This is a genomic window from Flavihumibacter profundi (assembly GCF_020076305.1).
GTDB lineage: Bacteria > Bacteroidota > Bacteroidia > Chitinophagales > Chitinophagaceae > Flavihumibacter > Flavihumibacter profundi.
The window spans coordinates 413,452-437,406 of record NZ_JAIQXE010000001.1 but is presented as its reverse complement, the minus strand read 5'-3'; the positions used below and the strand labels follow the sequence as shown (position 1 = coordinate 437,406).

The 23,955-nt window shown below is 43.4% G+C and carries 13 protein-coding genes; all 13 read left to right on the top strand.

Features of this window, described 5'->3' with window-relative positions:
* The first annotated feature begins 91 nt into the window (after window positions 1-91).
* The 13 genes from LAQ65_RS01810 (at window position 92) to LAQ65_RS01750 (ending at window position 23,927) form a co-directional block, all read left to right on the top strand.
* Window positions 92-1,348: an efflux RND transporter periplasmic adaptor subunit gene (locus LAQ65_RS01810; protein WP_224115221.1), complete on the top strand. Its 1,257-nt coding sequence runs from the start codon at window positions 92-94 to the stop codon at window positions 1,346-1,348.
* Between the two features lie 24 nt (window positions 1,349-1,372).
* Window positions 1,373-1,570, top strand: a complete 198-nt coding sequence (locus LAQ65_RS01805) for a hypothetical protein (RefSeq protein WP_224115220.1) — start codon at window positions 1,373-1,375, stop codon at window positions 1,568-1,570.
* 18 nt (window positions 1,571-1,588) lie between these two features.
* On the top strand, window positions 1,589-2,266 hold the full coding sequence (locus LAQ65_RS01800; protein ID WP_224115219.1) for an ABC transporter ATP-binding protein: 678 nt from the start codon (window positions 1,589-1,591) through the stop codon (window positions 2,264-2,266).
* 22 nt (window positions 2,267-2,288) lie between these two features.
* Window positions 2,289-4,646 (top strand): ABC transporter permease, encoded by a 2,358-nt coding sequence (locus tag LAQ65_RS01795; protein WP_224115218.1) that lies wholly within the window; start codon window positions 2,289-2,291, stop codon window positions 4,644-4,646.
* A 10-nt stretch (window positions 4,647-4,656) separates the two neighbouring features.
* Window positions 4,657-7,089: an ABC transporter permease gene (locus tag LAQ65_RS01790; protein ID WP_224115217.1), complete on the top strand. Its 2,433-nt coding sequence runs from the start codon at window positions 4,657-4,659 to the stop codon at window positions 7,087-7,089.
* Window positions 7,090-7,098: 9 nt separating this feature from the next.
* Complete coding sequence (locus LAQ65_RS01785; protein ID WP_224115216.1) at window positions 7,099-9,459, top strand: ABC transporter permease; 2,361 nt, start codon at window positions 7,099-7,101, stop codon at window positions 9,457-9,459.
* 21 nt (window positions 9,460-9,480) lie between these two features.
* Window positions 9,481-11,907, top strand: a complete 2,427-nt coding sequence (locus LAQ65_RS01780; RefSeq protein WP_224115215.1) for an ABC transporter permease — start codon at window positions 9,481-9,483, stop codon at window positions 11,905-11,907.
* Window positions 11,908-11,916: 9 nt separating this feature from the next.
* Entirely contained in the window at window positions 11,917-14,334 is a 2,418-nt protein-coding gene (locus LAQ65_RS01775; protein WP_224115214.1) for an ABC transporter permease, read from the top strand.
* Between the two features lie 10 nt (window positions 14,335-14,344).
* On the top strand, window positions 14,345-16,744 hold the full coding sequence (locus LAQ65_RS01770; RefSeq protein WP_224115213.1) for an ABC transporter permease: 2,400 nt from the start codon (window positions 14,345-14,347) through the stop codon (window positions 16,742-16,744).
* 9 nt (window positions 16,745-16,753) lie between these two features.
* A complete protein-coding gene (locus LAQ65_RS01765; RefSeq protein WP_224115212.1) occupies window positions 16,754-19,141 on the top strand; it encodes an ABC transporter permease in 2,388 nt (795 codons plus the stop codon).
* Between the two features lie 18 nt (window positions 19,142-19,159).
* A complete protein-coding gene (locus LAQ65_RS01760; RefSeq protein ID WP_224115211.1) occupies window positions 19,160-21,628 on the top strand; it encodes an ABC transporter permease in 2,469 nt (822 codons plus the stop codon).
* 163 nt (window positions 21,629-21,791) lie between these two features.
* Complete coding sequence (locus LAQ65_RS01755; RefSeq protein ID WP_224115210.1) at window positions 21,792-22,463, top strand: ABC transporter ATP-binding protein; 672 nt, start codon at window positions 21,792-21,794, stop codon at window positions 22,461-22,463.
* 12 nt (window positions 22,464-22,475) lie between these two features.
* Window positions 22,476-23,927: a TolC family protein gene (locus tag LAQ65_RS01750; protein WP_224115209.1), complete on the top strand. Its 1,452-nt coding sequence runs from the start codon at window positions 22,476-22,478 to the stop codon at window positions 23,925-23,927.
* Window positions 23,928-23,955: the final 28 nt, after the last annotated feature.

Below are 23,955 nucleotides of genomic sequence, written 5' to 3'. Positions count from 1 at the left end.
CTTATTGATTTTTAATAATTTAAAATATGGCACGGGGTTTATCTTAATAGAATCAGAATAAAAAAAGCAGGAAACGAAAAATTAGATTACCGTGGATAGAGTTATCGAAAAAAAGAAGTGGTCGGCCAAGAGAATTCTGACCATTGCAGGAATTACCGGGCTTGTGGCATTGATCGGCGGGAGCTACTTTGCCACCTCTGGCAACAGCCGGCTGAATGTGGATACCGAAAGGATTACGATTACTGAAATCAAAAAAGGCATTTTCCAGGAAAACATCCCCGTAAATGGCATTGTCCTTCCTGTATCGACAATATACCTGGATGCTACCGAAGGTGGCCGGGTGGAAGAGAAATTTGTGGAGGACGGTGCTATCATGAAAAAAGACCAGCCGATCCTTCGCCTAAGCAATACCGACCTGGAACTCAGCCTTTCCAACCAGGAAACCCAGGTATTCAATGTTTTAACCCAGATGCAGATTTCCAAAAATAATGCTGACCAGAATACCATCACCCGGTTAAACCAGATGGCTGAAGTTGATAACGCTGCTAAAGAAGCTGAACGGGTGTATACAGTGAACAAGAAATTATACGACCAGAAAGCTATTGGCTTGCAGGAATACAAATCTTCCCAGAACCTGATGGAATACCAGGCTACCCGCAAGAAATTAACGGTTGATATCCTTAGGAAGGATTCAATTTCCAATCGCCAGCAATTGTCACAGATGCAGCAGTCTTATGAAAGAATGCAAAATGCATTGCAACTGATGCGCAAGAAAGTCGGCGACCTGGTTGTCCGGGCGCCTGTTGATGGCCAGCTGACTTCATTGGATGCTGAAATCGGGCAGTCAAAAAACAAAGGGGAACGCCTTGGGCAGATAGATGTACTAAGTGGTTATAAAGTTCGCGTAGATGTAGATGAACATTATATTTCAAGGATTTTCACCGGACTGAAGGGTACTTTTAATTATGCCGGCAAAGATTACCTGCTTACGATTAAAAAAGTGTACACCCAGGTAACAAATGGCCGTTTCCAGGTAGATATGGAATTTGCCGGTGAAGTACCCAAAGGTATACGACGGGGCCAGACCCTGCAGATCAGGCTGGCATTAAGTGATGAGAAGCAGGCAATATTGCTCGCCAAAGGTGGATTTTACCAGCAAACCGGTGGTAACTGGATCTTCAAACTGAATGATGCAGGAACCATGGCCTATAAAGTAGACATCCAGCTGGGAATGCAAAGTCCGGATAATTATGAAGTCTTAAGCGGGTTGCAGCCTGGCGATAAAGTTGTGACAAGCAGCTATGAAAATTATGGAAACATGCAGGAGTTGGTCCTGAAAAAACAATAGCCATTAACCATTAAACCTTTTTTTATGAAGCAACAATTATTAAGATTTTCAATGCTGCTTTGCATGCTGGCTATATATTCAACTTCCTGCCAAAGCAAAGAATTCTGCACCTTAACGGGGCCAGGATACCTGCAGACCAAATCAGCGGTCATATCAGCTGAAGAAAACCCGGCTGTCCGGGTAACGCCTGAATCTGCACTAACTTTTTTATTATCTATATAATCTAACAAATCAAACAATATGATCAAGATCACCAACCTGGAAAAAATTTATCGCACTGAAGAAGTGGAAACAGTCGCACTTAACAAATTATCATTCGAAGTTAAAGAAGGTGAGTTTGTTGCAGTAATGGGGCCCTCAGGTTGCGGCAAATCAACTTTGCTGAATATCCTCGGACTTCTTGATGATCCTGATGCGGGTAGTTTTTTGTTTAATGGTATTGAAGTAGCCAAATTCAATGAAAGGAAAAGGGCCGACCTGCGTAAACACAATATTGGTTTTGTGTTCCAGAGTTTCAACCTGATTGATGAACTGACCGTATTTGAAAATGTTGAATTGCCCTTAATTTATACCGGGGTAAAAACTGCGGAACGCAAAAGGATTGTGGAAGAAGCACTCGATAAAATGCAAATAATGCATCGCCGCAACCACTACCCACAGCAGCTTTCAGGGGGCCAGCAACAACGGGTGGCTGTTGCCAGGGCAGTGGTAAACAACCCTAAATTGATCCTTGCTGATGAGCCTACCGGAAACCTCGACTCAAGCAATGGCAACGAAGTAATGCAACTCCTTACTGACCTGAATGAACAGGGCACTACCATTGTGATGGTTACACACAGTGAACACGACGCCAGGTACAGTCATCGTGTGATCAGGATGCTCGACGGGCAAACAGTTATGGAAAACCTGATGGCCTGATAAATCTTCAATTTAAATTTCTATGTGGAAGAATTACCTTATCATATCATTTAGAAATCTTACAAAAAACAAAAGTTTTTCTATAATAAATATAGCCGGACTATCCATAGGCATGACTGCTACAATGCTAATCCTGCTGTGGGTATACAATGAATATTCATGGGATAAGTCATATGCAAAATATGACCAGGTTTACCACGTAATGTGCAACCGGAATTTCAATGGCCAAACGACCACTGGCCCGGACATGATGTATCCCCTTCCGGAAGCAGCTAAATCTGCCATTCCGGAAATTGAACATGCAGCCATTGCCAGTTTCGGCGAAACAACCTTACTCAGTCATGATGATAAAAGATTAAACAAAAACACCATTACTGTATCACCAGAATTCCTGGATATTTTCAATTATGAATTTATTGAAGGGAATGCTGCTGCGGTTAAGGATCCTGGTGCAATAATCCTTACAGAAAGCACGGCAAAAGCACTGTATGGCAAAACAAATATTTATAACCAGCCCATATTGATCAATAATGGAAGAACCGCTTTTATAAAAGGTGTAATCAAAGATGTACCCCAAAACTCCACACTCCAGTTTGAAGCGATCATACCCTTTAATACTTCCTCCCCACAAATTAAAGAATCTGAAAACGATTGGACAAACTGCGGCAACCGGGTTTTCTTCAGCATAAGGAAAGGTGCGGATATTCCCAAGCTGGAGTCTTCCATTCTTGCGCTGGTCAGGGCGAGGAGCAAAAGCGACAACCCGACAACAAAAGGAAGTATCATCCTGCATCCAATGAAAAAATGGAGGTTGTATGAGGAGTTCCGGGATGGCAGGAATACCGGTGGCAGGATTCAATATGTTAAACTATTCACCTGGATTGCCATAATTATCCTTGTAATAGCTTGCGTAAATTTCATGAACCTGTCAACTGCCAGGTCTGAAAAAAGGGCCAAAGAAATTGGCATCAGGAAAACCCTTGGCTCTGAAAGAAAACAATTGCTTTCCCAATTCCTGGTGGAATCCCTATTACTCTCAATTATAGCTTTTTTATTTGCCGGGCTGTTAGTAATACTGATTGTTCCCTATTTCAGTACTGTACTGCATGAAACCATCTTAATCCCTTACCAAAAACCATTTATGTGGCTGGGAATTACCAGCCTGGTCCTGGTAACAGGTTTGATGGCTGGTAGTTATCCAGCGATGTACTTATCAGGATTTAACCCAATTAAGGTTTTAAAGGGAAATGCACAGCCAGGAAAGCAGGCATTACTACCAAGAAAAATGCTGGTTACCCTTCAGTTCATCGCATCCATTATTCTCATCACAGCGACACTGATTATTTATCAGCAGTTAAAATATGTTATGAATCGCGAGATTGGCTACGACCGGGATAACCTGGTGATGGTCAATTCCTCGCCCGATACAGACAAGCATTTTTCCGCCTTTAAGAATGAACTCCTGCAATCCGGGGCAGTTGCTGCAGTATCGCGAACATCCAGTCCCATTACCACTTTGCTTGGATACACATCCGGCATTCAATGGAAAGGAGCACCGGAAAATGGCAACCTGGTGATTGGATTCCTTTTCGCTGATGAAGATTTTTCAAAAACACTGAAAGCCATGATGGTTGAAGGCCGTGATTTCAGGAATGGAGACAGTGCAGCAGTTATATTTAATAAGGAAGCCATTAAACTGATGGGTATTGAATCTCCGGTTGGTAAAACCATAACATGGGCCGGACAGGAAAGGACTATTGTCGGAGTCATTGATAATATGATTTTCACTTCACCCTATGAAGCAGCCTCACCAATTATGGTAAGCTATACAAAAGATTGGTCAGGCAGTACTATGATCAGGTTAAATAAGGGTACAGAAATAAAAAAAGCCATTTCAGGTATTGAAGACATCTATAAAAAATACAGTGCCGCCTATCCGTTTGAAATGAAGTTTTCGGATAAGGAATTCGACCTGAAATTTTCCAATGAAAAAATGATTGGCAGTTTATCTATTGTCTTCTCAGGCCTGGCCATTTTTGTATGTTGCCTGGGCCTCTTCGGGTTAGTTTCTTTTTCCATTGAAAAAAGGACCAAGGAAATTGGCATCCGGAAAGTTTTGGGGGCATCTGTAAGGCACCTGTTAATAATAATGTCAAAAGAATTCCTTGTGCTGGTTGCAATTGCCTTCCTGGTGGCAATCCCGATTTCCTGGATGGCCATGAATAAATGGCTGGAAAATTTCAGCTATCGCACCAATATCAACCTGGGCGTCTTCATCCTGGTGGGCATCCTTACACTGGTCATAACGATTATTACTGTGAGTTTAAATGCAGCAAAAACAGCTTTGAGCAACCCGGTCAAATCCCTGCGTTCAGAATAAAAAACATTATATGCAATTGAATTACCTGAAAATCGCCTGGAGAAACCTGGTCAAAAACAGGTTCTTTACATTGCTGAATATTGCCGGCCTTGCCGTTGGTGTAGCCTGTTTCCTGCTGATCTGCCTGTATGTAACCGATGAACTCAGTTATGACCGCTACCATGAAAAAGCCGACAGGATCTACAGGATCAATTCAGACATCATCTTCGGCGGAACTGAATTAAAGCTGGCGGTAGCTTCTGATCCCATGGGAGCAGCATTGAAGAAAGATTATCCTGAGGTAGAAGAATTTGCGCGCATCTACGCCTCAGAAGGTTCAAAAATGATAAAGAAAAGCAATGCCTTCATCCAGGAACAAAATGTAGCTTATGCCGACTCCACTTTTTTTGATGTATTTACATTTCCAGCAGTAGAAGGCGATACACATACTGCATTAAATGAACCCAATACTGTAGTTATATCTGCATCAGCAGCTGATAAATATTTTGGCACCACCCATGCTATGGGCAAATTTGTAGAATTAAATGACGATAAACATACTTTATACAAAGTAACGGCAGTGATCAAAGACATGCCGTTAAATTCCCATTTCAGGTATGATTTCCTTTTCTCCATGGACAATGTGGATTATGGTTTCGGCAATTACCTGAGCCACAATTTTGTCACCTTCCTGCTGTTTAAAAAAGGCACTGACATAAAAGCATTTGAGAAGAAATTCCCAGCGTATGTCAACAAATATATTTTACCACAGGCGCAGGGCATGATGCAGATAAAGAGCATGGAAGAATTTGAAAAACAGGGCAATAAACTTGCCTACCACCTGATTCCTTTGACAGATATACACCTGCGTTCGGACCGATCTGCTGAATTAAGTGTAAATGGGAATATACAATACGTGTACATCTTTTCCGCGGTGGCCATATTCATCCTGTTAATAGCCTGTGTAAACTTCATGAACCTGTCAACAGCCCGTTCCGCGAACCGTTCCAGGGAAGTTGGCATAAGGAAAGTATTGGGTTCAGAAAAAAATACCCTGGTAAGGCAGTTCCTGGCAGAATCGACCCTGGTTTCATTTATCGCCATTTTATTTGCAGTGGGCATTACAATCCTGTCACTCCCCTATTTCAATGGTATTTCCGGCAAAACGATATCCATATCGAAAATCGGTAGTCCCGGCTTTTTAGTATTCCTGGTTTGTTTACCATTTGTTATTGGGTTATTAGCAGGAACCTATCCCGCTTTTTACCTGTCATCCTTCAACCCCATTACTGTATTAAAAGGAAAACTAAATGCAGGGGCGAAAAAAAGCAGGCTACGTAGTGCCCTGGTCGTATTCCAGTTTGCGACCTCTATTATTTTAATGGCAGGTACTATTGTGGTGTATAAACAACTCAATTATATCCAGAACAAAAAAATCGGATTTAATAAAGAGCAGGTGTTGACCGTAGAAGGGACCTGGACATTGGGTAATAAATACCAGGCTTTCAGGAATGAGATCGAAAAGATTCCCGGCGTAAGCGGCAGTACACAGGCCGGTTACCTGCCGGTGGGTTCGAGTTCAAGAAGTGATAATACTTTTTTCAAGGAAGCGGTGATGGATGTAAAAGGCGGGTTCAACATGCAGCACTGGCGGGTTGATGAAAATTATATTCCGCTCATGGGCATGGAGATTGTGGCCGGAAGGAATTTCTCGAAAGCCTTTGGATCAGATTCAAATGCCATCATCATCAATGAGAGTACTGTACAGTTATTGGGGTATAAAAACCCGGTTGGGCAAATCATTTATTCCGGGGACAATCAGGGGCAGGCACCAGTGCCAAAGACCATTATTGGCGTGGTGAAAAATTTCAATTTCGAATCGATGAAACAAAGGATTGCCCCACTCTGCTTAACACTGGGTAATGCCAATTGGGTTACTGCATTCAAGGTAGACAGCCATAACATTCCTGCCACTATCAGGGAAGTAGAAAAAAAATGGACGGCGATGGCACCCGCCATGCCGTTCCGGTACGATTTCCTCGATGAAGCATTTTCTAATATGTACAATGCAGAACAGAGAGCAGGAAAGGTTGTGCTGAGTTTTTCTATCCTGGCCATTGTAATAGCCAGCCTTGGGCTCTTTGGACTTGCATCATATATGGCAGAACAAAGGACTAAGGAAATCGGAGTTAGGAAAGTACTGGGTGCAACAGTAAGCAATATTGTAACCATGATGTCGAAAGACTTTATGAAGCTGGTAGGTATCGCAGCAGTTTTTGCGATTCCCCTGGCCGCATGGCTCATGCATTTCTGGCTACAGGATTTTGCCTACAGGATAAATTTAAGCTGGTGGTTTTTTGCAGTAGCCAGTATTATGGCCATACTCATTGCCCTATTCACAATAAGTTTCCAGGCTATAAAATCCGCCCTGACCAACCCGGTAAAAAGTTTACGATCAGAATAATAGAAAAATATGTTACTGAATTATTTCAAAATAGCATTTAGGAACCTGCTAAAAAGCAAAGGGTTTTCATTGATCAATATTATCGGGTTGTCAATCGGAATGGCAAGTGCCATATTGATCATGCTCTGGATTAATGATGAAGTGAGCTATGACCAGTTCCATGAAAAGAAAGACCGGATATATGAAGCCTGGAACCGGAACACTTATGATGGCCAGCTATCGGCCTGGAATACTACACCGAAGGTGCTTGCTAAAACCATGCAACAGGATTTTCCGGAATTGGAAAAAACAGTACGGGTTAACTGGCCAAGCAATTTTTTAATGACAGTGGGTGAAAAAAGTGTAATGATTTCAGGCAATATTGTTGATTCAGGTTTCTTACAGGTATTTAGTTTTCCGGTACTTAAAGGTGATGCTGCTACAGCTTTATATGATAATTCCTCCATTGTAATTACACGGAAACTGGCCCTGAAATTATTCGGAACAGAAGACGCTATCGGTAAAAATATTAAAATAGATACCAGGGACAATTTCACGGTTTCGGCAATATTAAAAGATTTACCAACAAACTCCAGATTCAATTTCGAATTCCTGGTGCCCTGGAGTTACCTGCGCAAGACGGGAGGAGATGATGAATACTGGGGAAATAATTCAACCCAAACATATGCCTTATTAAAGCCCAATACTAACCTCGAAGCTGTTCAAACCAAGATGAAAGGCTTGCGCAAAAAATATGATAAGGATGAACCAAAAGGGGAATTTTTCCTTTATCCGATAAAACGGTGGCGCCTGTATTCCAATTTTGAAAATGGCAAAGAATCCGGTGGCTTAATTGAATACGTAAAAATATTCAGCCTGATTGCGGTTTTCATCCTGCTTATTGCATGTATCAATTTCATGAACCTCAGTACAGCAAGAAGCGAAAAAAGAGCAAAGGAAGTCGGCATCAGGAAAGTGATTGGCGCTATGAAAGCGAACCTGATCGGACAATTTTTAGGCGAATCCATTTTAATCTCTTTCCTTGCTGGAATCCTGGCCCTTTTCCTGGTTCAACTTTCCTTACCGGCATTTAATAATCTAACTAATAAAACATTAGCCATTCAATTTACAGATCCGGTATTCTGGGCTATGTTTTTAGGCTTCATTCTTGTAACAGGCATTATTGCAGGCAGTTACCCGGCATTTTATCTTTCTTCATTTAAACCAACCAGTGTATTAAAAGGGACTTTCAAAAAAGTAAACGCAGTTGTTACTCCCCGGAAAATGCTGGTAGTAGTGCAATTCAGTTTTGCAATAATGCTGATCCTAAGCACTATTGTTGTGAGTAAACAACTGAAATATGCACAGGACCGCCATTCCGGCTATGCAAAAGACAACCTGGTTTACCATTTTACAACCGGCGACATCGAAAAAAATTATCAACTCATTAAGCAGGAATTGCTGTCATCCGGTGTTGCAAAATCTGTCACAAAGACCAGTGCCCCACTTACCCAGGGCTGGAGTAACAGTTGGGGTTTTCAATGGGCGGGCAAACCAGCCGACGATAAAACCATTTTTGACCGGTTTTGTGCAGACGAAGACCTGGTAACAACCGCCGGATTGCAATTGGTACAGGGTCGCGATTTTGACCTGGAAAAATTCCCAACGGATTCATTGGGTATCTTATTAAATGAATCTGCCGTTAAGGCAATGGGACTAAAAGACCCGATTGGTGCGCAAATCGGCGACAATGGTGAGCAATGGCATGTGGTTGGAGTATTCAAGGATTTTATACTGCAGTCACCCTTTTACCCTACCAAACCGATGGTAGTAGAAGGAGCAAAAGCCTGGTTCAATGTGATCCATTTTAAATTAAATGGCCAAAACAACACAGCAGCTAACCTTAAAAAGGCAGAATCGATCTTTAAAAAATATAATCCGAATTATCCTTTTGAATACAAATTCATTGATGAGGAATATGCCCATAAGTTCCAGAATGAACAGAAAATCGCAAAGCTTTCTGGCTTATTTGCAGCCTTAACCATATTTATCTCCTGCCTGGGATTATTTGGCCTGGCTACCTATATGACTGCTACCCGCGTTAAAGAAATTGGCGTCAGGAAAGTATTGGGCGCTTCAGTTGGTTCAATAACCGGATTATTATCCAAAGATTTTATAAAGCTGGTATTAATTGCTTTCGTTATAGCCAGTCCGATATCCTGGTGGGCCATGGACAGCTGGTTAAAAAACTATCCATACAGGACGGCTATTGAATGGTACCTGTTTTTAATTACGGGTGTACTTGCTTTATTTATCGCACTTGTAACGGTTAGCTTCCAGGCAATTAAAGCAGCAATTTCAAACCCTGTAAACAGTTTGCGGTCGGAATAAACCGACATTAAAAAAACAAACATGTTCAGATTGTACACCAAAATTGCGTGGCGGAACCTGGTCCGGAATAAAATCTATTCCGTGATCAATGTAGCCGGGCTGGCATTAGGCATCACAGCCTTTTTGCTGATACTGGAATATGTTAGTTTTGAAAAAAGCTATAACAATTTCCATAAGAACCTGCGCAATATTTACCGGTTGATCAATGAAGATGTAAAAGGTGTCACCTGGCCGCAGGTAGAGCCCGGCTGGGCGATGAAGGCCAAGGAGAGCCTGCCGGAGATCACGAGCTATTGCCGGTTTGAAGAAGGCACGGCAAAAGGCATTGTAAGGGCAGATGGTGAAAATACCGAGCCCTTCAGGGAATCAGATATCGGATATGCCGAAGGGAACTTCTTTGAGTTTTTTGATTTCAACCTGCTGAAAGGACAGGCAGCCGCATTGAAGGCACCGAATACCGTTTTCATTTCGCAGAAAACAGCCACCAAGTATTTTGGGAACACAGATCCCATTGATAAGGTAATGACCCTCAGCAACCAGTTCGGGGAAGCCAAATACAGTGTGAAGGGCATTTTTAATATTCCGGAAAATTCAGACATCAGGTATGAGATGGTCTTTTCGCTGGAGACCTTGAAAAATCCGGCCAACCTGAATGGCAATAATTGGGCAGCCCTGGATAACCTGGGCTCGCAATATATCAATACCTATTTCCAGTTAAGTCCAAATACAGATTATAAAATTCTTGAAAAGAAACTGACTAATCTCAGGAACCAATTAAAACAAGATAAGGATGGTGTGGTATTTCGCCTGCAACCCTTTGCTAATGTGCATTTACCGGCATCGCTCAGTGATACTTACCAGACGACCGGCAACCTGAAGTATGTGTACATCTTAACAACAATCGCCTTCCTGATTTTGCTGATCGCCTGGTTCAATTATATCAACCTGAGTACAGCCAATTCATTAAAACGCGCCAATGAAGTAGGGGTAAGAAAAATTGTAGGCGCCACACAGGGATCACTGGTCATGCAGTTCCTGGGCGAATCGATATTGGTGAATATCCTTGGATTTTCATTAGCCCTCGTGTTGGTGACATTGATCCAGCCGGTATTCAACCAGGTCATGAAAAAAGAGATTACCCTGGCCACACTGACCAGGACATCGGACTGGATCCGGGGATTTGCTTTATTGGTTGTCGGGTCGCTGTTATCAGGTATTTACACAGCATACACGCTAAGTAATTTCAATCCGGTTGAGACATTGAAAAATAAACTTACGAAAACGACAAAGGGTGGTTACCTGAGGAAGACACTGGTGGTATCGCAATTTGCCATTTCCATAGCACTTGTACTGGCCACCATACTAATCTACCAGCAGCTGCAATATATGCAGAACAAAAACCTGGGCATGAATGCCAACCAGATGCTGGTCATCAGGGGGCCGGAGATCGGTCGCGACAGCACTTACAAGCAACGCAAATCATCTTTTCTCAACCAGGTGCAGTCGGAAAGTTTTGTGCAGGATTTTACGGCCAGTGGCACCTACCCTGGTGGCTGGTATAATTTCAATACCAGTGGCTTCACGCAACCCGGATCAAAATCCGGGGATGAATTAAAGTCCTATGCATTTGCCATCATAGATAACCGTTACCTGGATGCCTACCAGATAAAACTAAAGGCCGGTAGAAATTTCACGGAAGCAGAATGCGCAGTAGAATGGAATGACAACAGCAAAGTGATGCTTAATGAAAGAGCTGCTGCAGAATTGGGATTTATGTCAGCAGAGGAAGCCGTCAATAAAAAAATTAAATGGGATGAACGGGCATTGGAAGTTGTAGGTGTGGTAAAAGATTATCACCATACCAGCCTGCAAAGGGCTATTGATCCGATGATCTTTTATCCGCAGAATAATAGTACATACATGGCTGTGCGGTTGGGAACACAGCACATGAAACAGGATATTGACCGGTTAGAAACTTTGTATAAGCTAAGTTTTAGCGGGAATCCATTCGAATATTTTTTTATGGATGAGAATTTCAATAAGCAGTATGCCACAGAGCAGCAATACGGGCAACTATTTACGGCCGCAGCTGTATGGGCCATTTTTATTGCCTGCCTGGGTTTATTTGGACTAACCACTTTTTCAGTAGAATCACGCACCAAGGAAATCGGGATCAGGAAAGTGCTGGGCGCCAGTATTACGGATATCACCAGACTCTTATCAGGCGATTTCCTGAAACTGGTCATCATTGCCGCGGTTATCGCATTTCCACTGGCCTGGTTCGGCATTCAATCCTGGTTGCAGGATTTTGCCTATCGGGTCAGTATTGAATGGTGGGTATTTATAATAGCCGGCGCAGCTGCGATGCTCATTGCTTTTGCTACCATTTCTATACAAGCCATCAAAGCCGCCATGTCAAATCCCGTTAAAAATCTACGGACAGAATAAAAAAGTATAATGCTTAAGAACTATTTTAAAATTGCCTTCCGGAATATCTTCATGCATAAAGCTTATGCCGCCATCAATATTGTTGGATTGGCGATCGGCATGGCAGCCTGCCTGCTGATACTGCAATATGTGAACCATGAATTAAGTTATGACCAGTTCCATGTGCAGAAGGACCGGATATACCGGGTAACGCAGGATCGTTATGATAATGGCGTATTAAGTACCCAGTGGGCAGCTGGTGCGTATGCTGTGGGCAATTCCTTTAAGGATGCCTTTCCGGAAATAGCTGATTATGTAAAAATGACCCAGGCGGGCAGTGTTGTGGTGAAAGAGAACAATAACCTATTTAAAATTGAGCAAACCTATTTTGCCACGCCATCTTTCTTTACGGTATTCTCCTATCCCCTGCTGCATGGCGACGCAGCCACGGCATTAAAAGAGCCTTATCATAGTGTGATCTCTGCAACGATGGCAAAAAAGATCTTTGGCACAGACCAGGTTTTGGGAAAGACCATGCTTGTGAATAATGATAAGCTCTATACGATTTCGGGGGTCATGGCCGATATGCCCGAAAATACCCATTTTTCAACCGAGATGTTATTCTCCTATAGCAGTTTCCTGGATCTTGTTGGTCCTAATAATACACCTGAAACCGCCTGGTCATGGGATGGGTGCCTTACTTACCTTTTATTGAAAAAAGGAACAGACCCGGTGAAGCTGGAGAAAAAGTTTCCGGCCCTGGTTCAGGCCAAGTCAGGTGAGGAATTAAAAAGATTCAATGCTGGTGTAACGTATCACCTCCAGCCCCTGACAGATATCCACCTGTACAGTAACCGTATGATGGAAGCCCGTGCCAACGGTGATGGGAAGACCACTTACCTGATGTTAGGGATTGCCCTGTTCATTGTTGTGATTGCCTGGATCAACTATATCAACCTGGCTACTGCGAAAGCCATTTCAAGGGCGAAAGAAGTTGGTATCAGGAAAGTGATCGGCTCACAAAGAAAGCAGCTCATCGGCCAGTTTTTGTTTGAATCGGGACTATTGAATGCGATGGCCATTATATTGGCCGCGCTAATAATTGCAGTAAGTATTCCTTCATTTAACAGGATAACCGGGCATCACCTGGATTTTTCCATCCTGCAAAAACCCGCATTCTGGGGCTCCTTATTATTATTGTTCCTGGCCGGCACATTCCTGTCGGGTATTTACCCGGCCCTGGTATTAAGCGGGTTCAAGCCCATCACGGTATTAAAAGGGAAGCTGGTGAATACAACACAGGGCATTATATTACGCAAGTCGCTGGTCGTATTCCAGTTTGCAGCCTCACTGTTTTTACTCATCGGAACGCTTACAGTGTCGAAGCAGGTGAGTTATATGAAAAAGCAGGAACTGGGGATGCAGGTAGACCAGGTGCTGGTGATCAAACCACCGATCGTGGCCAGGGATTCCACTTTCATGAACCAGATGACAGCCTTCAAACAATCGCTGGTGAGCCAGCCGGGTATCAGTGCAATAACTGCCTCCTCGAGTATCCCCGGTGAACCCGTAATGTGGAATGCAGGCGGCATCAGGTTATTGAGCCAGGATGATAAAGCAGCCAAACAATACCGTGTGATCGCCATTGATTATGATTATGTGCCATTATATGGACTGAAACTGATCGCCGGCAGGAATTTCTCAAAAGAATTTGGAACAGACCGCAAGGCTGTGATCTTTAACCAGTCGGGCATACAACAGTTAGGTTTCCAAAAACCGGCAGAAGCCATTGGCAAGCAGATCTTTTTCTGGGGTGATACCCTTTCCATTGCCGGGGTGGTCAGCAATTTCCACCAGCAATCTTTAAGGGATGCATTCGAACCCCTTATCCTGCGTTCAGCACCAGATGTGCGCGGATATTTCTCTGTAAAAGTGGCTGCGGGGAATATTGAGCCAGCCATAAAAACCATCCAGCAATCCTGGAATAGTTTCTTTCCGGGAAACACATTTGAATATTTTTTCCTCGACGAGCATTTCAATGAGCAATACAAAGCAGACCAAAGGTTCGGGACTGTTTTCGGCATCTTTACCTGGCTGGCCATTTTTGTAGCCTGCCTGGGCTTGTTTGGCCTGGCTTCCTTTACAACCCTGCAGCGTACCAAGGAAATCGGGATCAGGAAAGTCTTGGGAGCATCCGTCGTATCCATCCTGAACTTGTTGTATAAAGAATTTGTGGTATTGATCGGCATTGCTTTTTTGTTAGCTGTACCAATTGGCTGGTATGCTAATCATCTCTGGTTGCAGGGCTATGCCTTCCGCATCAACCTGTCTCCATTATTATTTTTAATGCCACTAGTGCTGATATTAATCGTTGCCTTTTTAACCGTGAGCCTGCAAACCATCAGGGCGGCACTGGCCAACCCGATAACATCATTAAGAACAGAATAAACTGATTAACATGTTTGGTAATTATATTAAGATCGCCCTGCGCAACCTGCGCAAATACAAGTTGTATTCCATCATCAATATTACTGGATTGATGACCGGATTGTCAGCCTGCCTGCTGATTGGACTGTATATTACCCATGAACTCAGCTATGACCAGTTCCATACCCATAAGGACCGTATTGTAAGAGTAACTATGGAATACGGCCGCAGCGGAAATATCAATACGGTAGCAACAACAGGTACTAAAGTAGGCCCGCAGCTGAAAAGAACTTTTCCGGCGGTAGAAACCTATGTGCGCACATTCATACGCAGCCGTGTGGTAAAAAAAGAGGAAAAGATATTTGAAGAAAATCGTTTCCTCTATGCAGATGATCCCTTTTTTACCATGTTCAGTTTTCCCTTAGTGGAAGGCGACCCTGCAACAGCATTAGATGCACCCGATAAAATAGTGATCTCCCAATCGATGGCCAGGAAATATTTTGGCCAGGAGCCAGCGATCAATAAAACACTTACCATTGGTACTGCGGATTATACTATTTCGGGGATAAGTAAAGATGTACCGCAAAACTCGCAGCTCAAATTTGATTTTGTAACACAGTTCCTGAACCTGGGCAAAGACGTGGCGGAAGAAAACTGGTGGACTGCAAACTGGATCACTTACCTGCAGGTAAAAGATGCAGTGGCCATACCGCAATTGGAAAAGCAGGTGGAAGACTTTATGAACACACCTGGTGTACGCACAGAAGCACGCCTTGAAGGTTCTGATTTCCTTCGGTATAAACTGGAACCACTGACCCGCGTGCACCTCTATTCGCCGCTGGCAGGATTTGAGCCGAATGGGAATATTAAGTACATCTATATCTTCGGTGTCATTGCATTTTTGATCGTACTGATCGCCTGTGCCAACTATACCAACCTGGCCACAGCACAATCCGTAGGCCGGAGTGGCGAGATAGGTATAAGGAAAGTGATGGGTGCATCAAGGAAACAATTGTTTTTCCAGTTCATTGGAGAGTCCGCCGCCATTACTACAATAGCCGCGATCCTGGCATTTGGATTAAGCATCTGGCTCCTGCCCTATTTCAATACCATCAGTGGTAAATCATTTACAGCAGAAGACCTGCTGCAGCCTAAACCAGTGCTGATCATCAGTGTACTGGCCATAATCGTTAGTTTCCTTGCAGGCGCTTATCCGGCTATGGTTTTATCCGGGAATGCGGTGATTGGCGTGATGAAAAAAGGATTCAATTTTACCGGTACCAATACCAAATTGCGCAAATCACTTATCGTATTGCAATTCGGAATCTCGGTATTCCTCATCATCTATACGCTGATCATTTTACAGCAGATGAATTTTATGCAGCATAAAAAACTGGGTTATGATAAAGACCATGTTCTGGTATTGCCGGTGGATAATAAAATGAGCAGCAATTACCTGGCCATCAAAGCAGCCATTGCTGCGGTTCCGGGTGTGGAGGGCATCACAGCCGCTTATGAGACGCCCGAGTTCGTAGAATGGGGTGATGGGATCAGGGCCACAGATGAGAAAGGCGTACATGATGTATCGCTGAATGCCATGCCGGTAGACCTGGACTTTACAAAAACGCTGGGCATGGCCATGATCGCCGGAAGGGATTTCCAGGAAAATGATTTCCCCCTCATGGATACCAGTAATGCGTATGCGAATTTCAGGCAGCCCTTTATCATCAATGAAACACTGGCCAAAAAAATCGGCTGGACCCCGGAGCAGGCCATTGGCAAAACTATTGAGAAGAATTTTCCGGGACCAGTTGTTGGTGTCGTAAAAGATTTCCATTTTGAAAGCCTGCACCAACCGGTAAAGCCCCTGGTGATGTTCCTGGACAGGGATTTGGCCCGGACATTTATGGTAAGATTGAGTGGGACAAATATTTCGGCTGTAATCGCAAGAGTGGGAGCTGTCTGGAAAGAGCGGGTACCGCACCGGCCTTTTGAATATCATTTCCTGGATGAAGATTATAATAAGCTATATATCGCAGAGCAGAGAAGCTCGGCATTGTTTACTATTTCGGGAAGCCTGGCAATTTTGCTGGCCTGCCTGGGACTGTTTGGACTGGCCACTTTCACCACGGTACAGCGCAAAAAAGAAATTGGGATCAGGCGGATATTGGGTGCAGATATCAGCAGTATCGCCATGCTGATCTCAAAGAATTTCCTTGTGCTGGTAGGCATATCCATTCTCATCGCGATACCCTTTGCGTGGTATGCAGGTAACGAATGGCTGAATGCATTTGCCTACAGGATCTCCATCAACGCAGGCCTCTTTATAGGTGCAGCAGCAGCCGTATTGCTGATTGCCTTTTTAACGGTATGTTTCCAGGCTGTTAAAGCTGCCATTACCAACCCGGTAAAATCATTAAGAACAGAATAATACCCAACCATGATAAAAAATTATTTCCGGGTTGCTTTAAGAAACCTCTGGCGGAACAAAATCTTTTCGGGGATCAATATAGCAGGCTTAAGTGTAGGCCTGGCCTGTTGTATGCTCATCCTATTATATTTGAAAGATGAGGTCAGTTTCGACAGGTTCCATAAAAACCAGGCGCAGATCTACAGGATAATATCCCAAATTAGTTCACCGGATGGGAAAGTCAACAAGAACGGGATTACGGGCATGATGCCGGGTCCGGAATTCAAGGCCTCCATCCCCGAAATAGAATCCTTTGTGCGGCTGCAGGGCAATGGTTATACCATCAAACATAATAGTGAAATCTACGACCAGCCGGTGCTGGTTGTGGATGACAATTTCTTTTCAGTATTTAGTTTTCCTTTAGTGGAAGGATCGGCAGCCAATGCATTCAGTGATATGCATAATGTAGTGCTGACAGAGGCAACAGCTAAAAAATATTTCGGTAATAAAAAAGCAGTAGGCCAGGTATTGAACCTGAAGAACGGCGATAAATTTGAGCCCTTTGTTGTATCAGCGGTTGCTAAAAATATTCCGCAGAATTCATCGATCCAGTTTGAGATGCTGGTACCCATGAAGTTTGTGCAATCGCAGAATAATGATACAGAATGGATCAATTTTTTCCTGAACACTTTTGTGGTTTTGAAACCTGGCACTGACTGGCAGAAAGTAGCCGCAAAATTTGACAAAGTATTCGAGGTGAAGGCAGCTGACCAGATAAAACAGGCGGCAGAGAAATATAATTTCAAGGAGAAAATAAGTTTTGGATTGCAGCCCTTGCTGGATATCCACCTCAGTACGGAATATACTGCGCAGAACGGGCTCGATAAAGCCAGTAACCCTGTCTATTCCTATATACTTAGCGGTATCGCCATTTTTATCCTGCTGATCGCATGTATTAATTTCATAAACCTCACAGTATCGAGGTCCCTGAAAAGGGCGAAGGAGATAGGGATCCGGAAAGTGGTAGGTGGACAGCGGAAACAGCTGGTGATGCAATTCCTGGGAGAGTCGATGATTTTGAGCCTGATCTCATTTGTACTGGCACTGGTTCTGGTCTTTCTCATCTTGCCGGTATTCAATTCACTGGCCAACAAATCACTGGCTTTTTCTTACCTGGCAGATGCGCCCCTTATCATCGGATATATTGCGCTCTTTTTAATAACAGGTTTACTGGCGGGCTTCTACCCTGCCATGGTATTATCTGGTTTCAACCCCGTGCAAACACTGTATGGCCGGCAACGGTTTACCGGAAAGAATTACCTCAGCAAAGGCATGGTCGTTTTCCAGTTTTCCCTGGCCTGCCTCCTGATCATTGCAACGATTGTGATTTATTCACAATTCAATTACCTGATGAAATTTGACCTTGGGTATAATGTTAAAAATGTAGGGCGGGTAAATGTTGGGAACATTGATAAAGAAAAACTGGCCCTGTTTGGTAATGAACTTATGAAAAATCCGGCTATTGAAAAAGTAACCGCCAACCAGGGTGGTCGTTGGGGAACGATTGCACAGGTAAATAATGGTACTGATATCAGTTTTGATTTCAAGATCATTGACCACAATTATTTCCCGCTTTTTGAAATCCCAATTGTGCAGGGCAGGAATTTTTCACCAGACCTGGCTTCTGATACTGCGGAAGGTGCAATTGTTAACCAATCATTTGTTGAAAAGGCCGGATGGAAAAATCCGATTGGAGAAAAGGTGGACTTCTTCTACAACAAAAAAAAATATACGGTCATTGGCGTCATCAGAGATTACCATTATCAATCCCTGGCTGAAAAGATTCAGCCTCAGTTATTCATTACCAATCCTGCATACAAATACGGTGATGTTTTCATTAAGTTTAAACCCGCCTCAATAGCTTCAGTGCAACCTTATATTGCTGCAACATTCAAAAATTTCTTCCCGGTGCAACCCTACCAGTTTAATTCAAAAGAACTGGACACTGCAAGTCAGTATGAAAGTGAATTGAAATGGAAACAGATGATCACATTCAGTGCCATCCTGACCATTTTCATCTCCTGTATCGGGTTATTTGGGCTCGCCACATTCGCAGCAGAAAAAAGGACCAAGGAGATCGGTATCAGGAAAGTATTAGGCGCATCGATACCCGTAATTGTAAGGACCTTGTCCACCGATTTCCTGAAGCTGGTGCTGCTCTCTACCCTCATCGCTTCACCGGTGGCATGGTGGGTGATGAATAAATGGCTGGACAATTATCCCTACAGGATACAGATCACCTGGTGGGTATTTGGACTTACTATTTTACTGGCAACCGGCATTGCCCTGCTGACCATCAGTTACCAGGCCATCAGGGCCGCCATGGCCAATCCGGTGAACAGTTTAAAAACAGAATAAAAGCAAAAACCGCAGCGCATGCAAAGGAGTTTTTGGGTACCGGCCCTTAGGAATTTCTGGAAGCACAAGTTTTTGTCTGCTATCAATATTGGCGGATTAGCCATTGGAATCAGTGCATCATTAGTAATATACCTGATGGTATCATACGAATTCAGTTTTGATACCTTCCATAAAAACAAGGAAAATATTTACCGGGTTGTTTCTCAAATAGACTTTCCCGACCTGAGAATCTATAATTCAGGCGTCCCGGTCCCTACTGCTGCAGCAGCACGACAGGAAATTCCAGGGCTAAAAGCAGTCACCCATTATATCATTGCCAATGAAACCAAGGTTTCCCTTGTGCAGCCTCAATCAGCAAATCCCAAAGACTTCCGGAACCAGAAGAATATCATTTACACTGATCCCTATTATTTCGACATCATCGGCTATACCTGGCTGAAAGGAACAGCCAGTCAATCACTTCAGCAGCCATTCCAGGTTGTTTTGACCAAAAGCAGGTGTACCCAATATTTTCCCGGGCTTGATTATAACCAGGTTTTAGGCCATACAATTACCTACAACGACAGTATTAAAACTACTGTAACCGGCATAGTAGAGGACTTACCCGGGAATACAGATTTTCAATTCAAAGAATTCATTTCACGCTCAACCATAGAGCAAACCGGGTTAAAGCAATTCTGGAACTGGGATCAATGGGGAAGTATAAATGATAATTCGCAAATGCTGGTTGTATTGGCAACGGGAATAAATCCCGGCCGGGTAGAAAAACAATTGGCCAACCTGCGTAATAAATTCCGGCAAAAAGATCATGGGGAGGCCAGTGGCAAAGATGATACCCGGCATTTCCTGCAACCGCTGGCAGACATTCATTTTAATACAGACTACGGTGCTTTCCAGGAAAGACAGGCCAATAAATCCACCTTGTATGGATTGCTGGCCGTTGCATTCTTTTTACTGCTGCTGGGTTGTATCAATTTTATAAACCTGTCCACCGCCCAGGCGACTACAAGGTCAAAAGAAGTTGGTATCCGGAAGACTCTTGGTGCCAGTAAAAAGCAGTTGATGATGCAATTTATGGGGGAAACATTCCTGTTCACTGTTTTAGCGACAATCCTTTCCATCCTGATTATGCCATGGATAATAGCCGTGTTTGGGAATTTCATACCACCAGCCATAACCCAGGGCGCCATAAATCAATGGCATGTATGGTTATTCATAATTGTCCTTATACTGGTAGTTACGGTTTTCTCGGGGTATTATCCAGGCATCATACTAAGCAGGTTGCAACCTGTCTCGATACTGAAAAACCAGGTGGTTTCCGGGAAAGCAAATAACCAAAAAGCATGGATCAGAAAAACTCTGACTGTTTCCCAATTCATGATCGCCCAGTTTTTATTGCTGGCCACCCTTGTGGTGAGTAAACAAATACATTATTCGCTCAATAAAGACCTGGGGTATAAAAGAGACGCAATCATATTTTTTAATACACCCTGGAATTGGAGTCCGGAAAAACAGGACCAGAAAAAATTTGTATTGCTCCAGAAACTGCAATCCATACCCGAAATTGAAAAAACAAGTTTGGGAGGGGCGCCGCCTGCATCATCAGGTACCAATACAACCACCATGGTATTTAATGAAGGAAAGAAAAAATTGGAAACGATGGTGGAAGTGAAATATGCAGACACTAATTATTTCAGCTTATATGGTATGAAATTACTGGCGGGGCGAAACCTGCAGCAAAGTGATACTACCAAAGAATTTGTGATTAATGAGACCTATGCAAAAATGATGGGATTCACCCGGCCTGAACAGGCCCTTGGCCATTTTATTGATCGGAATTTCAAAATACCGATCACAGGAGTACTGGCGGATTTCCACACCAAATCCACCCATGAAGCTATTAAACCACTGGCCTATTCTTCAGCAGCAAAAAATAGCTATGTCTTTCATGTTGCATTAAAAAACGGTATTAATAATGCCGACCATTGGAAAAAAGGTATTGCCAAAATAGAACAGACTTTTAAGGAATTATATCCCGACAAAGACTTTGAATATACTTTTTTCGACGAAAGTATTGCTGCATTTTATAAAACAGAGGAGAAAATTTCCGGCTTACTCAAATGGGCATCAGGCCTTTGCCTGCTGATCAGTTCCCTTGGTTTATTAGGATTGGTCATTTTTACCACCAATGCGCGCACTAAGGAAATTGGCGTGCGGAAAGTTCTGGGGGCATCCATTACACAAATCGTTTTCCTTTTATCAAAAGACTTCATTTCACTGGTATTGCTGGCATTTATAATAGTTACGCCAATAGCAGGACTGGTAATGAAAAACTGGTTACAAAACTTTGCCTACCGGACTGAAATGAACTGTTGGATATTTGCAGCAAGTGGTGCTATTATGATGCTTATCGCGATAATAACCCTAAGTATCCGGACTATTCATTCAGCTGCTGAAAACCCAATCCATAGTTTACGGTCAGAATAAGGAAAAAGCAATTTTACCCATGCATCAAAAAAGGACAATAATTGTATCAATACCGGACAATCAACATTTAAAACCATTTCACAATACACTGCATATCAATGTTTAATAATGTTGGCACACAATTATAGGAACCAATGCAGGATTTGAATAAAGGGAAAAAGTTATGATAAAACTAGAGCATATTTCAAAATGGGTGACAACTGCAGGACTAAGGACATTCCTGCTAAAAGACATAAACCTTACCATCAATGAAGGTGAGTTTTTATCCATCATGGGGCCATCAGGTTCCGGCAAATCGACCTTATTGAATGTAATTGGAATGCTGGACGATGCCAATGAAGGTGAATATAACTTTCTCGGTCAACCAATCCATACACTCAAAGAAAAACAGCGCTCACAGTTATATAAACAATATATCGGTTTTGTGTTCCAGGCCTATCACCTGATAGACGAACTAACCGTTTACGAAAACATTGAAACGCCGCTCCTTTACCAGGATACAAAGTCTGCCGAAAGAAAGGCCATGGTTGCGGATATACTGGATCGATTTAATATTGTGGGCAAGAAAGACCTTTTCCCATCTCAGCTATCCGGCGGACAACAGCAACTGGTCGGTATTGCCAGGGCTTTAATTTCCAGCCCGAAATTGATCCTGGCAGACGAACCAACCGGTAACCTGAATTCAAAACAGGGCGAAGAGATCATGGACCTCTTCAGGAAGCTGAATGAAGAAGATGGGGTAACTATCATCCAGGTAACCCATTCTGAAAAAAACGCCGGTTACGGAAACCGGATAATTCACCTGTTAGACGGAAGAATTGAACAGCCCAGATAAAGTAATACAATCATGAAAATTTCAGTTTACCACCTGTTACGGATATCCGCAATAATAATACTGGCAGTTGCCTGTACGGGAGAATCAAAAGCGCAATCAGACAGTACCGGCATCCTTACCCTGCAACAATGCGTGGAGATCGCCTTTAAGAATAACCTTGAACTTAAACAATCGGAACTTCAGTCTGAGCGTAATAAAATTGATTATAAACAGGCAAAGGACAACCTGTTACCAGGCCTCAATGGTTCGGTAGAACATGGCCTTAACCAGGGCCGTAGTATAGATCCATTCACGAACAGGTACCTGAACCAGAATATCAATTACGCCAACTGGGGCATGAATACCGGCCTCGTATTATTTAAGGGATTGTCTTACCAGTATGCGGTTAAAGAGCAAAACCTGGCCTACCAGGCTGCAAACATGGATGTGCAGCAGAATAAAGACAACCTAACGCTTCAAATAATTGTAGCCTACCTGCAGGTACTCAGCGCCGAAGACTTACTCGTGCAGATCAGGAACCAGGCAGACCTCAGTAAAAAACAGGTTGACAGGTTGAGCATCCTTAACCAGGAAGGAGCCATCACCCCATCACAATTATATGACCTGAAAGGACAATTGGCCAACGATGAAATAAGCCTTATAAATACAAAAAACCAGTTAGAGGCTGCAAAACTTTCCCTGGCCCAATTGATGAACCTGCCATACAAGACCGGTATCAGGCTGGAGCGAATCAGCGCTGATCAATTCCTGAATGGCTATGAAGGTACTGCTGAAGCTATATACCAGACAGCCATGCAGCAATTAGCCCTCGTAAAAGCGGCAACTTTGCGCAGGCAAAGTGCCGAATCGGGAGTGAAAGCCTGGAAAGGGCAGCTCTGGCCCACGTTTTCGCTCAATGCCGGAATCTACAGTAACTATTCCAGCGCTGCTGCCACCGCGTCCCTCCTAAGTTCCAGCGACGCTCCTTCGGGTGATTATGTACTCGTGAATGGCGGGAAAGTACCGGTTTACACGACTGTAAATAATTACGAACAGGTCAAAATCCCGTATACAGACCAGTTCAAAAACAACTATAGCACCAATGTAAATTTTGCCATCCGCATCCCGATCCTAAACAGTTTCCAAACCCGGAACCAGGTCAGCAAGGCCCGCCTGGCACTCCAGAATGCGAGCTATGTAGAGCAAAGTACCCGAATCCGCCTCCAGCAGGCTGTAGAACAGGCTTACCTGAATATGACAGCCACCTATAGCAGGTATAAAGCCTTGCTGGACCAGGTAGATGCTTTCCAGGAATCCTTCCGCGCAACAGAAGCAAGGTTCAATGAAGGCGTCCTCAATTCAGTAGATTACCTGGTAGCTAAAAACAACCTCGACAGGGCAAATACCAACCTGATAATGGCTAAATATGAATACGTTTTCAGGACACGTATACTTGATTATTACCAGGGAAAGCCACTTTGGTAATCATTAGGAAGATTTAACTCCTGCCAAT